Annotated in this window: 20 protein-coding genes and 1 tRNA gene; 6 read left to right on the top strand and 15 right to left on the bottom strand. The window is 64.7% G+C overall.

The annotated features are described in order from the left end of the window. Positions 1-13: 13 nt before the first annotated feature. Complete coding sequence (locus tag MVC20_RS10910; RefSeq protein ID WP_297541218.1) at positions 14-574, bottom strand: tetratricopeptide repeat protein; 561 nt, start codon at positions 572-574, stop codon at positions 14-16. Between the two features lie 71 nt (positions 575-645). Here MVC20_RS10910 and MVC20_RS10905 point away from each other — a divergent pair, with 71 nt between their 5' ends. Beyond that, positions 646-936 (top strand): SCP2 sterol-binding domain-containing protein, encoded by a 291-nt coding sequence (locus MVC20_RS10905; protein ID WP_037272726.1) that lies wholly within the window; start codon positions 646-648, stop codon positions 934-936. Then, positions 936-1925 carry an alpha/beta hydrolase gene (locus tag MVC20_RS10900; RefSeq protein WP_297541214.1) on the top strand — a complete coding sequence of 330 codons (990 nt, stop codon included), beginning with the start codon at positions 936-938 and terminating at the stop codon, positions 1923-1925. Before MVC20_RS10905 ends, MVC20_RS10900 begins: the two co-directional genes overlap by 1 nt. Here MVC20_RS10900 and MVC20_RS10895 read toward each other — a convergent pair. Further along, on the bottom strand, positions 1879-2709 hold the full coding sequence (locus MVC20_RS10895; RefSeq protein ID WP_297541212.1) for a fumarylacetoacetate hydrolase family protein: 831 nt from the start codon (positions 2707-2709) through the stop codon (positions 1879-1881). The two genes, MVC20_RS10900 and MVC20_RS10895, sit on opposite strands and share 47 nt — an antisense overlap. Positions 2710-2832: 123 nt before the next feature. On the opposite strand from MVC20_RS10895, the gene MVC20_RS10890 reads away from it, so the two are divergent. Beyond that, positions 2833-4653, top strand: coding sequence for a M3 family oligoendopeptidase (locus MVC20_RS10890; RefSeq protein WP_297541210.1), 1821 nt, complete (start codon positions 2833-2835; stop codon positions 4651-4653). A 109-nt stretch (positions 4654-4762) separates the two neighbouring features. Here MVC20_RS10890 and MVC20_RS10885 read toward each other — a convergent pair whose 3' ends face one another. From MVC20_RS10885 to MVC20_RS10870, 4 genes are all read right to left on the bottom strand, one after another. Next, on the bottom strand, positions 4763-5032 hold the full coding sequence (locus tag MVC20_RS10885; RefSeq protein WP_297541452.1) for a DksA/TraR family C4-type zinc finger protein: 270 nt from the start codon (positions 5030-5032) through the stop codon (positions 4763-4765). Between the two features lie 65 nt (positions 5033-5097). After that, complete coding sequence (locus MVC20_RS10880; RefSeq protein WP_297541208.1) at positions 5098-6123, bottom strand: alpha/beta fold hydrolase; 1026 nt, start codon at positions 6121-6123, stop codon at positions 5098-5100. A 124-nt stretch (positions 6124-6247) separates the two neighbouring features. After that, positions 6248-7144, bottom strand: coding sequence for an RNA polymerase sigma factor RpoH (gene rpoH / locus MVC20_RS10875; protein ID WP_297541206.1), 897 nt, complete (start codon positions 7142-7144; stop codon positions 6248-6250). Between the two features lie 157 nt (positions 7145-7301). Next, a complete protein-coding gene (locus tag MVC20_RS10870; protein WP_297541203.1) occupies positions 7302-8330 on the bottom strand; it encodes a pseudouridine synthase in 1029 nt (342 codons plus the stop codon). On the opposite strand from MVC20_RS10870, the gene MVC20_RS10865 reads away from it, so the two are divergent. Next, a complete protein-coding gene (locus MVC20_RS10865) occupies positions 8329-8640 on the top strand; it encodes a DUF6476 family protein (RefSeq protein WP_297541201.1) in 312 nt (103 codons plus the stop codon). The genes MVC20_RS10870 and MVC20_RS10865 overlap by 2 nt on opposite strands. 8 nt (positions 8641-8648) lie before the next feature. On the opposite strand, the gene MVC20_RS10860 is transcribed toward MVC20_RS10865, so the two are convergent. Then, positions 8649-8725, bottom strand: a tRNA-His gene (locus MVC20_RS10860). A 41-nt stretch (positions 8726-8766) separates the two neighbouring features. After that, positions 8767-9252: a GNAT family N-acetyltransferase gene (locus MVC20_RS10855; RefSeq protein WP_297541200.1), complete on the bottom strand. Its 486-nt coding sequence runs from the start codon at positions 9250-9252 to the stop codon at positions 8767-8769. Positions 9253-9330: 78 nt separating this feature from the next. On the opposite strand from MVC20_RS10855, the gene MVC20_RS10850 reads away from it, so the two are divergent. Further along, on the top strand, positions 9331-9519 hold the full coding sequence (locus MVC20_RS10850) for a DUF6324 family protein (RefSeq protein WP_008280662.1): 189 nt from the start codon (positions 9331-9333) through the stop codon (positions 9517-9519). On the opposite strand, the gene MVC20_RS10845 is transcribed toward MVC20_RS10850, so the two are convergent. The 6 genes from MVC20_RS10845 to MVC20_RS10820 form a co-directional block, all read right to left on the bottom strand. Continuing rightward, the gene (locus MVC20_RS10845) at positions 9514-9957 is read right to left on the bottom strand and encodes an MmcB family DNA repair protein (protein ID WP_297541197.1); all 444 of its coding nucleotides are present in this window, start codon (positions 9955-9957) and stop codon (positions 9514-9516) included. The two genes, MVC20_RS10850 and MVC20_RS10845, sit on opposite strands and share 6 nt — an antisense overlap. Before the next feature lie 267 nt (positions 9958-10224). Further along, positions 10225-10554, bottom strand: a complete 330-nt coding sequence (locus MVC20_RS10840; RefSeq protein ID WP_297541195.1) for a hypothetical protein — start codon at positions 10552-10554, stop codon at positions 10225-10227. Between the two features lie 149 nt (positions 10555-10703). Beyond that, the gene (gene nusB / locus MVC20_RS10835; protein ID WP_297541194.1) at positions 10704-11186 is read right to left on the bottom strand and encodes a transcription antitermination factor NusB; all 483 of its coding nucleotides are present in this window, start codon (positions 11184-11186) and stop codon (positions 10704-10706) included. Then, a complete protein-coding gene (locus tag MVC20_RS10830; protein WP_297541192.1) occupies positions 11183-11728 on the bottom strand; it encodes a 6,7-dimethyl-8-ribityllumazine synthase in 546 nt (181 codons plus the stop codon). Before MVC20_RS10830 ends, nusB begins: the two co-directional genes overlap by 4 nt. 4 nt (positions 11729-11732) lie before the next feature. Continuing rightward, the gene (ribB, locus tag MVC20_RS10825; protein ID WP_297541190.1) at positions 11733-12884 is read right to left on the bottom strand and encodes a 3,4-dihydroxy-2-butanone-4-phosphate synthase; all 1152 of its coding nucleotides are present in this window, start codon (positions 12882-12884) and stop codon (positions 11733-11735) included. Positions 12885-12953: 69 nt separating this feature from the next. Further along, positions 12954-13844 (bottom strand): LysR family transcriptional regulator, encoded by an 891-nt coding sequence (locus MVC20_RS10820; RefSeq protein WP_297541188.1) that lies wholly within the window; start codon positions 13842-13844, stop codon positions 12954-12956. A 100-nt stretch (positions 13845-13944) separates the two neighbouring features. Here MVC20_RS10820 and MVC20_RS10815 point away from each other — a divergent pair, with 100 nt between their 5' ends. Then, the gene (locus MVC20_RS10815) at positions 13945-15261 is read left to right on the top strand and encodes an aminotransferase class I/II-fold pyridoxal phosphate-dependent enzyme (protein ID WP_297541186.1); all 1317 of its coding nucleotides are present in this window, start codon (positions 13945-13947) and stop codon (positions 15259-15261) included. 112 nt (positions 15262-15373) lie between these two features. Here MVC20_RS10815 and MVC20_RS10810 read toward each other — a convergent pair whose 3' ends face one another. Further along, positions 15374-16654: a DUF3422 domain-containing protein gene (locus tag MVC20_RS10810; RefSeq protein WP_297541184.1), complete on the bottom strand. Its 1281-nt coding sequence runs from the start codon at positions 16652-16654 to the stop codon at positions 15374-15376. Positions 16655-16657: the final 3 nt, after the last annotated feature.

Raw genomic sequence — 16657 nt, 5'->3', positions numbered from 1 at the left:
CTCCTTGATCCTGTCAGAGATCCGCGCCGCCCAAATCCCGGGCAACGCTCTCCCGGGCCTTGGTTACGTCCTCGTGATGGGGATGTATAGCCAGAGCGCGCGAAAACGCCCCTTCTGCCAGATCGGGCTGGCCCAGTTCCTTGAACAGAACACCCAAACCGTAGATCGCGTTGAAATGTCGTGGCTCGATCGCCAGCGCCTGCTCTATGTCATGCAGGGCAAGACCATAGCGCTCTTGCCGGAAAAACGCGACCGACCGCAAATGCCAAGCCTCGGCAAAGTCCGGCGCATGATCGATCGCGGCGCTCAGATGCGCGATGGCTGCCGTCATGTCCCCCGCCTCGATCGCGTCCTGCCCGCGCCGCAACAAGAGATCCATCGCAGGCGACCCGGACCGCGACAGTTCGAGTTCGATCTCTGCGGCAATTTTGCGCGCCTCGGGCGCTTCGGCCCCGGAAAGCTGGGCAAACAGCCCATCCAGCCGCGTCTGCTCTGCCAGCGCAGGTAGGGAAAACGTGACTATCGCGAAAAATGCCGCGACGATACGGTTGAGATTGCGAATTGCTGCGCCCATAACAAGGCAGAGTTTAGCGCAGATTGTCCGGTTGCACAGCCCCGGCATCGCAAATGTGAAAGGAAGCGCAGATGAGCGACGTGATCACCGCGGCCGTAACCGCCCTGAATGAGAAACTGGGTGGCGAGGGCCTGGAGGGAAGCGCGAAATTCGTGATCGAGGACGAAGGCTCCATCGTGATCGACGCAGGGGGCGCGCGCGCAGGCGATGACGATACCGATGTGACCCTGAGCGCCAGCCGCGACACGTTCGAAGCGATTCTCGCGGGCGATCTTGATCCCGCCGCCGCCTTCATGTCGGGCCGCCTCAGCGTGGATGGCGATATGGGCATGGCGATGAAACTGGGCAGCGTGCTCGCCTGATGCACGCGGCGCCGCTCTTTGACGATGTGGCCCAAGGGCCGGAGGGCGGCAGCGCATGGTGGATTTTGGCCTCGGACGGGGTGCGCCTGCGGGCAGGCCTCTGGAACCGGGATGCAAAGGGGGGCACGGTGCTCCTCTTTCCCGGTCGCACCGAATATATCGAGAAATATGGCCGTGCCGCCGCACATTTCGCGGGCTGCGGTTTGGCCACGATGGTCATTGACTGGCGCGGTCAGGGGCTATCGGACCGCCTGACCACCGATGCCATGACAGGCCATGTGCATGAATTCGCGGATTATCAGCGCGACGTGGCCGCGATGGTCGAGGCGGCGGCGCGCCTTGACCTGCCGCGCCCCTGGCACCTTCTGGCCCATTCGATGGGCGGCTGCATCGGCCTGCGCGCGGTGATGCAGGGGCTCGACGTGCAAACCTGCGCCTTTTCCAGCCCGATGTGGGGCATCCAGATGGCGCAGGCCCTGCGCCCGGTGGCGTGGTCGCTGTCCTGGGGCAGTCGGCGGCTGGGGATGAGCCATCATTACGCCCCCGGCACCGCAGGCGCGCATTACGTGCTCGAAGAACCGTTCGAGACCAACAAGCTGACCAATGACCGCGAGATGTATGAGTACATGGCGCAGCAATTGAAGGCCCATCCCGAACTCGGGCTGGGCGGGCCCAGCCTGCGCTGGCTGCACGAGGCGCTGCGCGAGACCCGCATTCTGGCGCGGCAGCCCTCGCCATCCCTGCCCTGCCTCACCATTCTGGGCAGCGACGAGCAGATCGTGGATGTGCCGCGCGTGATCGACCGCATGGCGCATTGGCCCGGCGGGCATCTCGAAACGGTCCCCGGCGGACGGCACGAAACGCTGATGGATACGCCCGACATGCGCGGGCGGCTGATGCGCCAGCTCTGCGATTTCTATGGCGGCGCGCGGCGCCCCTCGGCTAGTGATCGCGCATTACGGGCGAGCGCTGTTCCCCAAGCCCGCTGATCCGCACCCGCATTTCATCGCCCTCGGTCAGATAGCGCGGCGGCTTGCGCCCCATGCCCACACCCGGCGGCGTGCCGGTCGCGATCACATCACCCGGCTCGAGCGTCATCAGCGCGCTCAGATAGGCCACGATATGCGCCACCGAAAAGATCATGCGCGCCGTCGTGCCGGTCTGCATCCGCGCGCCACTGAGGTCGAGCGACAGATCGAGCGCCTGCACATCGCCCACCGCATCGGGCGTCACCAGCCACGGCCCCATCGGTGCAAAGGTGTCACAGCTTTTACCCTTGGTCCATTGCCCCGCCCGCTCCATCTGAAAGGCGCGCTCGGACACGTCGTTGACGATTGTGTAGCCTGCGACATGATCCAGCGCCTCGGCCTCGGTGACATATTTGGCGCGTCGGCCGATCACCACGCCCAATTCCACCTCCCAATCGCCCTTCTGTGCACCGCGCGGCAGGCGGACGGTATCGTTGGGCCCGCAAATGGCCGAGGTCGCCTTGAGAAACACCACCGGCTCGGGCGGGGCGTCCACGCCCAGCTCTTCGGCATGGTCGGTGTAGTTGAGACCAATGCAGATCAGCTTGCCCACCTGCCCCACCGGTGCCCCGATCCGGGGATTGCCCGCCACGAGCGGCAGGCTCTCGGGGTCGATCCGGGGCAGATCGGCAAGCACCGCCCCTGCCAGATCGGGCACCACACCCGATAGATCCCGCAAACGCCCCTGATCGTCCAGAACCGCCGGGCGTTCCTGACCCACATCTCCATATCGTGCAAACTTCATGTGCGCGTCCCCTCTCGTAGTGCGCTTCACCCTAGCCAGCCGCACACGAAGTGCAAGCACCGCGCCCCTTGTGGCCCCCGCCCCCCCGGCCTATGTCTGGGCCATGTCAACACGAGGTGCCCCATGCTCAACCTGCCGTTTCCCGTCCGCGATGCCAATGCCAGCTCTGGCAACAAGAACCTGGGACAGCTGCCGGAATGGGACCTGAGCGATCTCTACACCTCCGAGACCGCGCCCGAACTCAAGCGCGACCTCGACTGGCTGCACAAGGCCTGCGCCGATTTCGCCGCCGATTACGAAGGCAAGCTGGCCACGCTCGACGCGGCAGGTCTCTTGGAGTGTATTCGCCGCGACGAGGCGATCAGCACCACGGCGGGGCGGATCATGTCCTACGCGGGCCTGCGCTATTACCAGCAGACCACCGATGGCGGGCGGGCGAAATTCATGTCCGATTGTCAGGAGAAGGTGACGAATTCGACCACGCCGCTGGTCTTTTTCTCGCTCGAACTCAACCGGCTCGACGAGGGCGCGCTGACGGCGATGTATGCCGAGAATGCCGATCTTGCCCGCTACAAGCCGGTGCTCGACCGCATCCGCGCGATGAAGCCCTATCAGCTTTCGGATGAGCTGGAAAAATTCCTGCATGATCTGGGCGTTGTCGGCGACGCCTGGGAGCGGCTCTTTGACGAGACCATCGCGGGGCTGACCTTTACCGTGGATGGCGATGACCTGAACATCGAGGGCACACTCAACCTTCTGACCGAACAGGACCGCTCCAAGCGCGAATCCGCCGCGCGCGAACTGGCGCGGGTCTTTGGCGAGAACATCCGCACCTTTGCCCGCGTCCACAACACGCAGGCCAAGGAAAAAGAGGTGATCGACCGCTGGCGCAAGATGCCCACGGCCCAGACCGCACGCCACCTCTCGAACGATGTCGAGCCCGAGGTCGTCGAGGCGCTGCGCAATGCGGTGGTCGCGGCCTATCCGAAACTGTCGCATCGCTATTACGAGCTCAAGCGCAAATGGCTGGGGCTGGAGCGGATGCAGGTCTGGGACCGCAACGCGCCCCTCCCGATGGAGACCACACGCCTTGTCGATTGGGACGAGGCGCGCGACACGGTGATGGGTGCCTACGCCGCCTTTGATCCACGCATGGCCGATCTGGCGCAGCCGTTTTTCGAACGGGGCTGGATTGACGCCGGTGTGAAACCGGGCAAGGCGCCGGGGGCCTTTGCCCATCCGACCGTGACGACCGTGCATCCCTATGTGATGCTCAACTACCTTGGCAAACCGCGCGACGTGATGACCCTGGCGCATGAGCTGGGGCATGGCGTGCATCAGCGTCTGGCGGCGGATCAGGGCGAATTGCTGTCCTCGACACCGCTCACGCTGGCCGAGACCGCCAGTGTTTTCGGCGAAATGCTGACCTTCCGCCGCATGCTCGACGGGGCCAAGACCCAGGCCGAACGCAAGGTGCTGTTGGCTGGCAAGGTCGAGGACATGATCAACACGGTCGTGCGCCAGATCGCGTTCTACGATTTCGAATGCAAACTCCACGCCGCGCGCCGCGAGGGCGAACTGACCCCCGAGGACATCAACGCCCTCTGGATGAGCGTGCAGGCCCAGAGCCTGGGCGACGCCTTTGATTTCATGGAGGGCTACGAGACCTTCTGGGCCTATATCCCGCATTTCATCCACTCGCCCTTCTATGTCTATGCCTATGCCTTTGGCGATGGCCTCGTGAATGCGCTCTACGCGGTCTACGAGGAAAACCCCGACGGCTTCCAGGACAAGTATTTCGACCTGCTCAAGGCGGGCGGCTCCAAACACCACAAGGAGCTTTTGGCGCCCTTCGGCCTCGATGCCAGCGACCCCGCCTTCTGGGACAAGGGCCTCAGCATGATCTCGGGCATGATCGACGAGCTGGAGGCGATGGAGGGCTGAGCCTCAGCCCCGGCAAGAATGAGTATTTGAGCCATAAAGAAGCGCCAGCGCCTTCATCTGGCTGAAAATACCTCGGGGGGCACGGGGGGCAGCGCCCCCCGCCGATGCCTCATTTCAACTGGCTGTCCTTTGATCCGCGCCGGTTGATGCCGCCGCGCGGGGCTTGGGCCGAGTCGCGTTCCTGCTGACAGTCGATGCAGAGCTTGACACCCGGAATGGCCACGCGCCGCGCCTCGGGAATGGGTTCCTCGCATTCCGCGCAATGGGTCAGGCTCTCGCCCTGCGGTCCGCGCCGCGCCTTGAGCCGCGCCAATTCATCCGAAATCGACGCCTCGATCTGTTCGCTCACCGCGCCGTCGCGCGCCCATCCACCGGCCATCTCGCCTTGCTCCTCTGACACGGCTCAGTTTACGCCTTGTGCGCGGTCCGTCAATTCCGCGCCGCTCAGGGCAGCAGCACACGGGGCTTGGGCAAGCTCAGCGTCATGTCCCGCACGAAATCCCCGCTGACACCGTTGGTGCCTGCCATGATGTCCCGCAGAAAGTCGATCGCGGCGGGCGAGGTCACCGGCACAAAATGATTGAGACCTGACCCATCCGAGAGCGCCGTAAAGTCGATCACCATCACATCGGGGCGCTGCACCTTGTCGGCGCGGTCGATCATGCCAAGGCGCGGCTTGCGCCCGGTGATGAAGCCCGAGAGCGACAGGGCACGATCCGCCTTGGTGATGAAAATGAGAAAGGGTTGCGGCAGACGGCCAATCGCTTCGGCCTGCCGGTCGAAGACATCGGGATCAATGTCGGGCGACATCAGCACCACACCGCTGATCCGGTTGAGCAGAGCGCGATCCTCGCTCAGGGCAATGCTGCGCAGCGCCTCCATCACGAGGCTCGATCCCATCGAATGGGCCAGCAGAAACACCTTGTCGCCCGGCCTGCCGGTCAACTGGCGCAGCACCGCCGTCAGGTCGTCGCGCGCATAGAGCACCGAATCGCGGTCGTAGATATAGCCGCGCGGATCCCCCGCCGAGGGCCAGGAAAACAGAACCCCCGGCATCGCCGTGTCAAAATCGGTCTGGATCTGCGCCAGCCGATACATCGCCTCGGAGAGGGTGTTGTTATAGCCATGCACGAAGAGCAATGTCTCGCGCGTTTGGGGATGGTCGCGCCGCATGGCGCGGTGCAGGGCAGCCGCCCCGTCAAAGATCTCGGTGCCGGTTACCACAAAATCGGTGGCGGCATCGGCCGGACCTTCGGGCCATTCGATCTGTCCCGGCGCATGGGTTGGCGGCACCGACACATCCGCACGGAAAAACCGCATCCCCTCGGGCCGCTCCAGCCCAAAGATGGGCCCGGTCTGATCCAGTTTGCGCCCCGTGGCCACATAGACCGGCTGGATCGTGGCGCTGGGATCCGGGGCCGCGCGCTCGGCGGTCACGCGCGGCGCACAGGCCGCAAGGAGCAGAATCATCGCGCCGCCCAGAGCGGCGCGCCTGACGCCGCTTGCCCAGTTTTCACCCGGTCCCATCCGCCACCTCACCCGCACGCATTGCCAAGTGAGAGATACGCGCAAAGACCGCCCGCGCCAAGGGATCTCAGGCCGAGGGCAGCATGCCTTTTTCCTGCGCCAGCGCACGCATGCGCTTTTGCAGTTTTTCAAAGGCGCGCACTTCGATCTGGCGAATGCGCTCGCGGCTCACGTCATACTCGGCGCTCAGATCCTCGAGCGTCACAGTCTCGTCGCTCAGCCGCCGCTGGGTGAGAATGTCGCGCTCGCGCTCGTTCAGCACATCCATCGCCTGCACCAGCAACTCGCGCCGCGCGTCAAGCTCGTCGCGCCGTTCGAAATCGCCAGCCTGGTCGGCATCCTCATCCTCGAGCCAGTCCTGCCATTGCATCGAACCTTCGCCCTCGGAGCCGACCGTCGCATTGAGCGAGGCATCGGCCCCCGCCATGCGCTGATTCATGCTGATGACTTCGGCCTCGGTCACGCCCAGATCGGTCGCGATCTTCTTGACCACCTCGGGGCGCAAATCGCCCTCTTCCAGCGCGCCGATCTTGGCCTTGGCCTTGCGCAGGTTGAAGAACAGCTTTTTCTGGGCCGAGGTGGTGCCCAGCTTCACAAGGCTCCAGGACCGCAGGATGTATTCCTGAATCGAGGCGCGAATCCACCACATCGCATAGGTCGCCAGGCGAAAGCCGCGCTCGGGGTCAAAGCGTTTGACCGCCTGCATCAGGCCCACATTGGCCTCTGAAATCACCTCGGCCTGCGGCAGCCCATAGCCGCGATAGCCCATGGCGATCTTGGCCGCGAGACGCAGGTGGCTCGTGACCATCTTGTGGGCGGCTTCGGTATCCTGCTCTTCGGCCCAGCGCTTGGCCAGCATATATTCCTCTTCCGGCTCCAGGAGCGGGAATTTGCGGATCTCCTGCATATAGCGGTTGAGACCGCCTTCCGGCGTCGGGGCTGGCAGATTGTTATAATTTCCCACGCTGTCGTCCCTCCAGATGTTTGCATCGTTAACATTCAACTAGGTAGATGCGGGCACCCTTTCAAGGTGCTTACACTGATGTAACTAACGCAGAGTTAGGATGGTTCCGTCGCGGCGCTCGTTTTATGACAGAAAGTCACGCGATCTTGCGCCGCTGTCACGCAGCGCGCAAGGCACAGAGCAGCGCTTGCATGTCCTCGGGCAGCTCCGCCTCGAACCTGAGCGCGGCCCCGCTGACCGGATGCGTAAACCCCAGCACAGCCGCATGCAGGGCCTGACGGGGAAAGTCCTGCGCCGCTGCCACGCCCGCAGGCGACAACGCCTTTTCCTTGAGCTTGCGGCGCCCGCCATAGACCGGATCCCCGATCAGCCCATGGCCCGCATGGGCCATATGCACCCGGATCTGATGGGTGCGCCCGGTCTCCAGCCAGCACTCCATCAGCGAGGCAACGGCGGGCGTGCCGAAACTCTCGATCACGCGCGCCCGCGTCACCGCATGTCGCCCGCCCTCGAACAGGACCGCCTGCCGCTGCCGGTCGGTCTTGTGCCGCGCGAGGCGGGTGGCGATGCGCAGGACATTGCCAGCCTCGAAACTGATCCCCGGCAGCCCGCGCAGCCGTGGATCGCCCGCATCCGGCACGCCGTGAACAACGGCGCGATACTGACGCTCGACGCTATGCGCCTCGAATTGCGCGGCCAGCCCCTGATGCGCGGCATCCGACTTGGCCACCACCAAGAGGCCACTGGTATCCTTGTCGATGCGGTGGACAATCCCCGGCCGCCTGGCCCCGCCAACCCCCGAGAGGCTGTCACCGCAATGATGCAACAGGGCATTGACCAGCGTGCCCTCGGGGCTGCCCGGCGCGGGATGCACCACCATGCCTGCCGGCTTGTTGATGACGATGAGATCGTCATCCTCATGGACCACCTCGAGCGCGATGGCTTCTGGCATCATGTGGCTCTCGCGCGCCTCCGGCATGGCAATCTCGATCAGGTCGCCCGCCTGCACCCGCGCCTTGGCCTCGGTCACGACCGCGCCGTTGACCCGCACCGCCCCCTCTTCCAAGAGCCGCGCCAGCCGCGTGCGCGACAGGACCGCCGCCTCTGGCACATCCCGGACAAGCGCCTTATCAAGGCGCTGAGGCGGATCATCCCCGATCCGGAAAACAAGCGGGTCCAATCCCATGGATGACAACTCTCCGCCGGTCGCCCCGGCCACACTGAAGTTTCTGGCGCGGCTGGTCACGCTGTTGACCGCCACGATGGTTGTCGGCCTCATAGTGATGATCGGCCTCTTTGTCACCCGCTTCTGGGGCGACGAGGCGGGTACGCTGGCCCTGCCCGACAGCGTCACGATGCCTGCGGGCACGCGCGCCACCGCCGTGACCCAAGGGGCGGACTGGTTTGCCATCGTGACCGAGGACAACCGCATCCTCATCTACGACCGCCAGAATGGCACGCTGCGGCAAACAGTGACGATCGAGACGCAGGACTGATTGGGGGATGGTACCGCCTCCCTGGCTTGAACAGGGGACCTCTGGATCCACAATCCAGCGCTCTAACCAACTGAGCTAAGGCGGCACTGGGGGGCGATTTAGCTTTACCGTGTTGGGATTGCAAGTCTAATGCAACGCGATTTCCCAGGTTTGTTCCACCAGATCACAGCCATAGGCATGCACCGGACGCGCCTCTGCGATCTGCCAGCCGTTGCGCGCATAGAGCGCGCAGGCGGCGCGATGACTCTCATGGGTGGCCAGCGTCATGCGCGCATAGCCTTTGGCGCGTGCGAAATCCATGCAACGCGCCAGCATCCGCTGGCCAAGCCCCCGCCCCCGCGCCTCTGGCTCCAGGAGAAAGAGCCGCAGCTTGGCCACCTCCGCGCCCTGCGCCACGCAGAAAATCGAGCCAAGCGGCCGCCCATCCGCCTCGGCGATCCACCCCGCCTCGCGCGCAGGATCATGGCGCGCCAGATAATCCGCGATGATCTCGGCCACCAGCGGCGCGAATGTGGCGTCAAACCCCGCCTCACGCGCGTAGAGTGTCCCGTGGCGCTCTGTCAGCCAGGGGGCGTCTTCCGCTCGAAACAGGCGCAACGCGATCTCATCCATAGCGCCCAGCAAAGCGCCAAGGCGCTTGTCAATCAAGGGGGAAACGGATAGCACGCCCCCTGTTGCAAGGAGAGCGCCATGGGGATCAATTCAGAGAGCGACATCGAGGCCAACCTCCAGATCGGGCCGACCGATCAAGGCATGGTTCGTCTCTACATCGAGGCGCAAGGCATTGACCTGCCGATGGATTTCACCCCCGAAGAGGCCGAGGAAATCGCGCAGGAAATCATTGCCTCCGCCCAGGCGGCACGGGCCAAGGGCTCATAACCGCGGATCGAGCACCGATTGCAGCCGCCGCGCCGCATGGCGGGCAAACTTGCGCGTGAGCGCCGCACGCCGCGCTCCGGCCAACCGGGTCTCCGGCCCCATGCGAATGATTTCCGCGCCATACCCATCCGCAAGAATCAGCCCGGTGCCCTCAGGCAGCAGATCCACCGGAAATTCGGCATCCACCGCCCAGAAATAGCGATCGCACCATTGCAGATAGCCTTGCCACTTGGCGTCGCCCATGAAATCGGCCCGGCTCGACTTGCACTCGATCACCCAGATTTCACCCTTGGGGCCAAGCGCCATCACATCGACGCGCCGCCCCCGTTCAGGCACGAATTCAACAATCGAATCAAAATCATGGCTGCGCAGATGGCGGCACACCCCCCGCGCCAGCACCTGCCCCGGCTGCAGCATCTGATCGGTTCCGAATTCCATGGCCGGAATTATGAACAAACCACGAACGTGCGCAACCCCTTGTCGACGGCGTGGGAAAGACTTACCTGAGGGCTGTGACGGGTGCTGTTCTTCTCGATACCGGTTGTATTCCAGTGGCCTTAAGCAATTCCGAGGGAATTGGCTCTGTCTGGACCCTGGTCCAGTTACCCGATGCCCACCTGTACAAACAGGTCCTCGGGAATCATAACGCCGAACGGTTGCTACGGGCCCGTCACACCCATTGTCCCGCGTGGCCGCGCGCCGCGCTCAGCGCCGCCGAATCGGGTGCCGCCTGTCATCGACCCGCACCGGAATCGCCACATAATCCCGCACCATCATCCGCTGGCGATGCCCGCCGCGCGGTTCGTCGTCATCGTCATCCTTCATCCGCATCACGGCGATGGCAAATTGCACCCCGGCAAAGATGATGCCATTGGCGAACCACAGCACGACCACCGCCAACAGCCCCTTGTCGGAATGCGTCACCAGATGCCACAGGTTCGCGACATTGAACCACAAAAGCATGGCCACAAAGGCCGCGGCAATGCCGAATCCGATGGCGACCTGCGTGATATAGAGGCGGACAAGCTTGGGCATTTGACGACTCCTTTGCTTATGTCCCGATTCTACGCCTTTGCCAGAGGAATACAAGTGAACGGCCCGCGACCCTTTCGCGCCGCGGCCTCATCTGGCCAAAAATACCTCGGGGGTTTGGGGGCTGGCCCCCAATTTGTGCTGCCCGCGGATCAAAACGCCTCGGGCCGCGCCTCGCGCGCCATGTGATCCAGCACGGCGTTGACGAATTTGGACTCGCGTCCTTCGGGATAGAAGGCCTTGGCGACATCGACATATTCCATGATCACCACCTTGGGCGGCGTGTCGGATTGCACCAGTTCCGCCCCTGCCGCGCGAAAGAGCGCGCGCAGCGTGGGATCGATCCGCCCGATCGGCCATTTCGCCACCAGGGCCCGGTCCGTCATCTGGTCGATCTTGGCCTGCCAGCTGACCGCATCGTCAAGCAGCTTGCGAAAGAGATCGACATCGCCCTCGGCCATGTCGACGCCCTCGTCCACCTGGGCCCCGAACCGGAAGTCGAGAAACTCCTCGCGTACCGTGTCCACACTCTGGCCGGAATGTTCCATCTGAAACAGCGCCTGCACCGCGTAGAGGCGGGCGGCGGATTTCATCTGGCGCTTGCGATTGCCAGAGAGGGCGGGATCGGTGGTCATGCGACGGGTTTGCCTTTTGCTGCACCCGCGATCTGGATTTCCTCGGCCGCGGGCTTGAATCCCACGCCCTTGCGCGGGCCGCCCCATTTACGGGCGAGCGCCACCAGATGCAAGGCCGCCGCCGCCGCACCCGCACCCTTGTTCATGCGCGCGGGATCGGCGCGCACCTCGGCCTGGGCGCGGTTTTCCACCGTCAGGATCCCATTGCCGATGCACAGGCCCTGCAGGCCCAACAGCGTGATACCGCGCGAGCTGTCATTGCAGACGGTGTCGTAATGCGTGGTCTCGCCCCGGATCACACAGCCCAGCGCCACATAGGCGTCGAAATTGGCCATGCGTTCCGCGATACCGATGGCGGTCGGGATTTCCAGCGCGCCGGGCACTTCGGCAATCTCATAGGTCCCGCCCGTGGCCTCGATTTCCGCGGTGGCCCCGGCAATCAGGTTGTCGGCGATGTCGCGATAGAACGGCGCCACCACGATCAAGACCTTGACGGGCTTGTCAAACTCGGCGCGCGGCAGGGAATATTCGTGCTCGGCCATGCTCTTACTCCTCGGTCAGGGGGCGGGTGCCGGTGATCGAAATCCCGTAGGCATCAAGGCCCAGATAACGGGTTTTCGGGCTATCCGTCAGCAGGATCAACTCGCGAATGCCCATGGTCGCCATGATCTGCGCGCCAAGGCCGGTGTGCTTGATGGTGCGCGGCGCATCCTCGTCCTCCATCTCCCCCGCCAGCTTGGGCCGGGGTTGACGAAACAGGAACACCGCGCCACGCCCCTCGCGGGCGATGATCTCCATCGCGCGCGGCAGCTTGCCCGTGGGACCCTGGGCGCGCTTGCTCAGGCCGATGCCCAGCACATCCTCCAGCGCGTTGAGCGCGTGGGTGCGCGCCAGCACGGGGCGGCCATCGGTCACATCGCCCTTGGTCAGCACGACATGCTCGGTCTGGGTGATCTGATCGGCGAAAATGCGCATCTCCCAATCGCCCCCATGGCTTGAAGAGACAGAGTCCCGCCCCACCTCGGTGATCAGGTTGTCATGCTTGTGGCGATAGGCAATGAGATCGGAAATCGTGCCGATCTTGAGGTCATGCTTGGCGGCAAATTCGATCAGATCTGGCAGCCGCGCCATGCTGCCATCCTCTTTCATGATCTCGCAGATCACCCCCGAGGGGTTCAGCCCCGCCAGCCGCGCAATATCCACCGCCGCCTCGGTATGGCCTGCCCGCACCAGCACGCCCCCGCGCCGCGCCCGCAGGGGAAAGATGTGCCCCGGCGTCGCAATCGCCGCCATGGTGTTCTGCTCATTGATCGCGGTGGCAATGGTCAGCGCCCGGTCATGGGCGGAAATGCCTGTGCTCACGCCCTCACGCGCCTCGATGGACACGGTAAAGGCGGTCTCATGCCGCGAGGAATTGTTGACCGCCATCATCGGCAGGCCCAGCCGGTCGATCCGCTCGGCGGTCATCGGCAGGCAGATAAGGCCGCGCCCATGCGTAGCCATGAAATTCACCGCCTCGGGCGTGGCGAACTCGGCGGCGATCACCAGATCGCCCTCGTTCTCGCGATCCTCGTGATCCACGAGGATGAACATGCGGCCCGCGCGCGCCTCTTTGATGATTTCTTCGGTGGGCGCGATGGCATGGCGCAGATCGGCCTCGACGGGGCCGGGTTTCTCGAACGGAACGGTGTCGGACATGGGCGCGCCCTCCGGGGTGTTGCAAGCCCCGCCCGGATACCGCAGCCGCGCGGCAATGGCCAGAGGGGATCAGCTCGTCACCTGTCCGGCAAGCAGCGTCAACACCTGCGCCAGATCGGCACGGGGCGGAGCAAAGGCGGGATGTTCCAGCACCAGCGCCTTGCCCGTGGGCACAGGCGCGGCGAACGGCGCAACGAGACTGCCATCCTCCAGCGCGCTGTTCACAAGGCTGAGATGCCCCATAAGCACCCCGGCCCCGTGCCGCGCCTCTTCCAGCGCAATGGCATAGAGCGAATAGCGCGGCCCGTCGGTGGGCAGGCGGAGATCCGACATCATCACCCGCGCCCAGAGCGCCCAGTCCTCGGGCCAGAGTGCATCGTGCAACAGGGTCTCTCCTGCCAGATCGGCAGGGTTGCGCAGCCGCGCGGCGATCTCGGGGGCACAAACCGGCAGGATCATATCCTGCGCCAATACCTGCTCTCCCCGTGCCCCGGTCGGAGACCGGATAAAGAGACTGAGATCAAAGAGATCCCGCGCGAGGTTGGGCGGCGTCTCGATGGCCGAAACGGAAACCCGCAGATCGGGCAACGCCGCGCGCACCGCCGGCAATCGCGGCGAGAGCCAGAGTTGCGCCACGCTGGGCAGCGCCGCAATGTGCAGGGTTTCATGGCGCGCGGCGGAGCGCATGCCATGCACCGCCGCCCCCATCGCATCGAAGGCCCGCGCAAAGCCCGGCAGCGCCTCGGCCCCCAGCGCGGTCAACCGCACCCCCTGCGACCGGCGCTCGAACAGAGCGGCGCCAAGCCAGTCCTCAAGCGTCCGGATGTGCTGCGAAATTGCGCCGGGGGTCACGCACAGCTCTTCGGCGGCATTGGCAAAACCACCCAGACGCGCCGCCGCCTCGAACGCGCGGAGTGCATTGAGCGGTGGGCCCTTGGGGCGGGGTGGAGATACAGACATTTTCTAGCCTTAGTTTTTCTATGCTCATTTTTACATATTCTCGTTTGCGCCGTCCACCGTGCCGCCGCATCCTGCCGCAAAGCCTGTCGAGGAGACCGCCATGACACTTGCCCGCCGCACCTGGGTGCCCAGCCTTTGCGAAGACCTGATCCAGACCCTTGCCACCCGTACCGCGCACGAGGACGCGGGCACCATCGCCGCGCGCATCGAGGCGCTGGCAAGTGACAACCGCCGCATCCACGAGGCCCAGTGTTTCAACCTCAACCCCGCCACAAATGTGATGAACCCACGCGCCGAGGCGCTTCTGGCCTCGGGGATAGGCTCGCGCCCGTCGCTGGGCTATCCGGGCGACAAATACGAAATGGGGCTCGAAGCGATCGAGGAAATCGAGGTCATCGCGGCGGAACTCGCCGCCGAGGTGTTCGGTGCGAAATACGCTGAAATCCGCGTGCCCTCTGGCGCGATTGCCAATCTCTACGCCTTCATGGCCACCTGCCGCCCCGGCGACACGATCATCGCGCCGCCCGCCTCGGTCGGCGGCCACGTCACCCATCATGCGCCGGGCTGCGCCGGGCTTTATGGCCTGCGTATCCTTGAGGCCCCGGTGAATGCCGATGGCTACACGGTCGATGTCGCGGGTCTGCGCGCGCTGGCCCTGGCCGAACGCCCCCGGCTGATCACACTGGGCGCAAGCCTCAACCTGCAGGAACACCCCGTGCGCGAGGTGCGCGCGATTGCCGATGCGGTGGGCGCCAAGCTGCTCTTTGACGCGGCGCATCAATGCGGGATCATCGCGGGCGGGGCATGGAAGAACCCGCTCGATGAGGGCGCGCATCTGATGACGATGAGCACCTACAAAAGCCTTGGGGGACCTGCCGGGGGGCTCATCGTCACCAACGAGGCTGATCTCGCGGAACGTCTGGATGCCATCGCCTTTCCCGGCATGACGGCCAATTTCGATGCGGCGAAATCCGCAGCACTTGCCATCACGCTCTGCGACTGGCGCACCCATGGCCGCAGCTATGCCGCGCAGATGGTGTCCACGGCACAGGCGCTGGCAACGGCACTTGAGGCCGAAGGCCTGCCCGTCTTCAAGGCCGGGGGAATCGCCACCGCCTCGCACCAATTCGCCATCGCGGCGGCGGGGTTCGGCGGCGGTCAGGCGGCGTCGAAAACGCTGCGCCGCGCGGGCTTTCTCGCCTGTGGTATAGGCCTGCCGATTGCGCCCGTGGCGGGCGATATGAACGGGCTCAGGATCGGCACGCCCGAGCTTGTCCGCTGGGGTGTCACAACAGAGCATGCCCCGCGCATGGCGGCGCTCATCGCGCGGGCGCTGCGCGGCAATGACCCCGATGCGCTCTTGCCCGAGGTCTCAGGCTGGCGTCAGAGCTTCGACCGGCTGCATTACATCACCTGAACCGCATTAGAGCGGGTTCACATCGCCCCGGCCCCCGATCCGGGGCCTCTACCCTGCCTCGGCGAGGTCCCGGATCAGGTCCGGGACGGGTATGGTTTGATGGGGCGCAACGCTAATGCAGCTTCTTGCGAATACGCTGCACCATCCACCACACGAGGGCAATAACCGGCAGGGTGACGGCAGCGGTGACGCTGCCCTTGCTCATGCCCAGCACCTCGGCCAGCGGATAAAGCAGATAAGAGGCCAGCGACACCGCGTAATAGCTGATCGCAACGACCGAAAGGCCCTCGACCGTCTTTTGCAACCGGAGTTGCAGATCGGCGCGCTTGTCCATGCTCTCCAACAGCGCCTGATTCTGCGCGCTGCGCTCCACATCCACCCGTGTGCGCAGCAATTCGCCCGCCCGCATCGCCCGGTCGGCCATGGCGGCCAGCCGGTCCTTGGTGGCGCGCACCGTGCGCATCGCCGGATCATACCGGCGCATCATGAATTCCGCGAAGGTCTGCCGCCCCTCAAAGCGTTCCTCGCGCAAGACCGCGATCCGCTGGTTGACGATCTGCTCATAGGCGGCCGTCGCCCCAAACCGAAAGGACGAGCGCGCCACCAATGCCTCCAGTTCCGCCGAGACCCGCAAGAGGCTTTGCAATGTTTCCTCCGCCGGTTGGCTACCCGCCGTCATGTCGTTGATCAGGCGGCTCAACTGGCTGTCGGTCTCGCCCATCTGGCGGCCCATTTCGCGCACGCGGGCAAAGCCCAGCATCGACATCGCCTTGTAGGTCTCGATCTCGCAGAGGCGCTGCACCACGCGGCCAATCCGGCGCGCGCCGGTGCTGGGGGCCACGTGCAGCGAAAACCGCAAATGCCCCGCCGGATCAATCCGGAAATCCCCGGCCATGACCGCCGCATCATCCAGCACGCGCGCCACTGCCACGCTTTCGGACACGAACCACTGATCAATCTCGTCACGCGTTGCCTCGCGGCTCTTCCACGGGATCACCCGGATCATCGCCGAGGTGACGCGCAGCCCTGGCGCGTCCGCCAGCCAATCGGCCGGAAACACCTCGAAATCCGCCGGATCAAAGGGCCGTGCGCTGACCCCGTCGGTAAACACGGTATAGGTCACCATCTCGGTATGGCTTTCCCATTTCAGACTGTGCCGTCCGATCTGACCGGAATAATGCGTGGCCCCCGGCTGCGGATGCTTGGCCCCGTAGCGATCGAGAAGCGCGATCAGATGCGCGAGATCCGCCGCCCGGTCCCGCTTGGCCGCGTCATGCGGCTGCTTGACCGCCAGATAAACGGCGGTGCAGGGCGCACTGAGCGAGGGAAAGGGGCGCGCATGCAGCTCATTGGCCAACTCATAGCGCAGCGGGTGGTCCTGAATGGGGGGCATGCG

Origin of the sequence: Roseovarius sp. (assembly GCF_027019125.1) — a bacterium.
Classification (GTDB): domain Bacteria; phylum Pseudomonadota; class Alphaproteobacteria; order Rhodobacterales; family Rhodobacteraceae; genus Roseovarius.
This window is presented reverse-complemented; position numbering and strand designations above follow the sequence as displayed.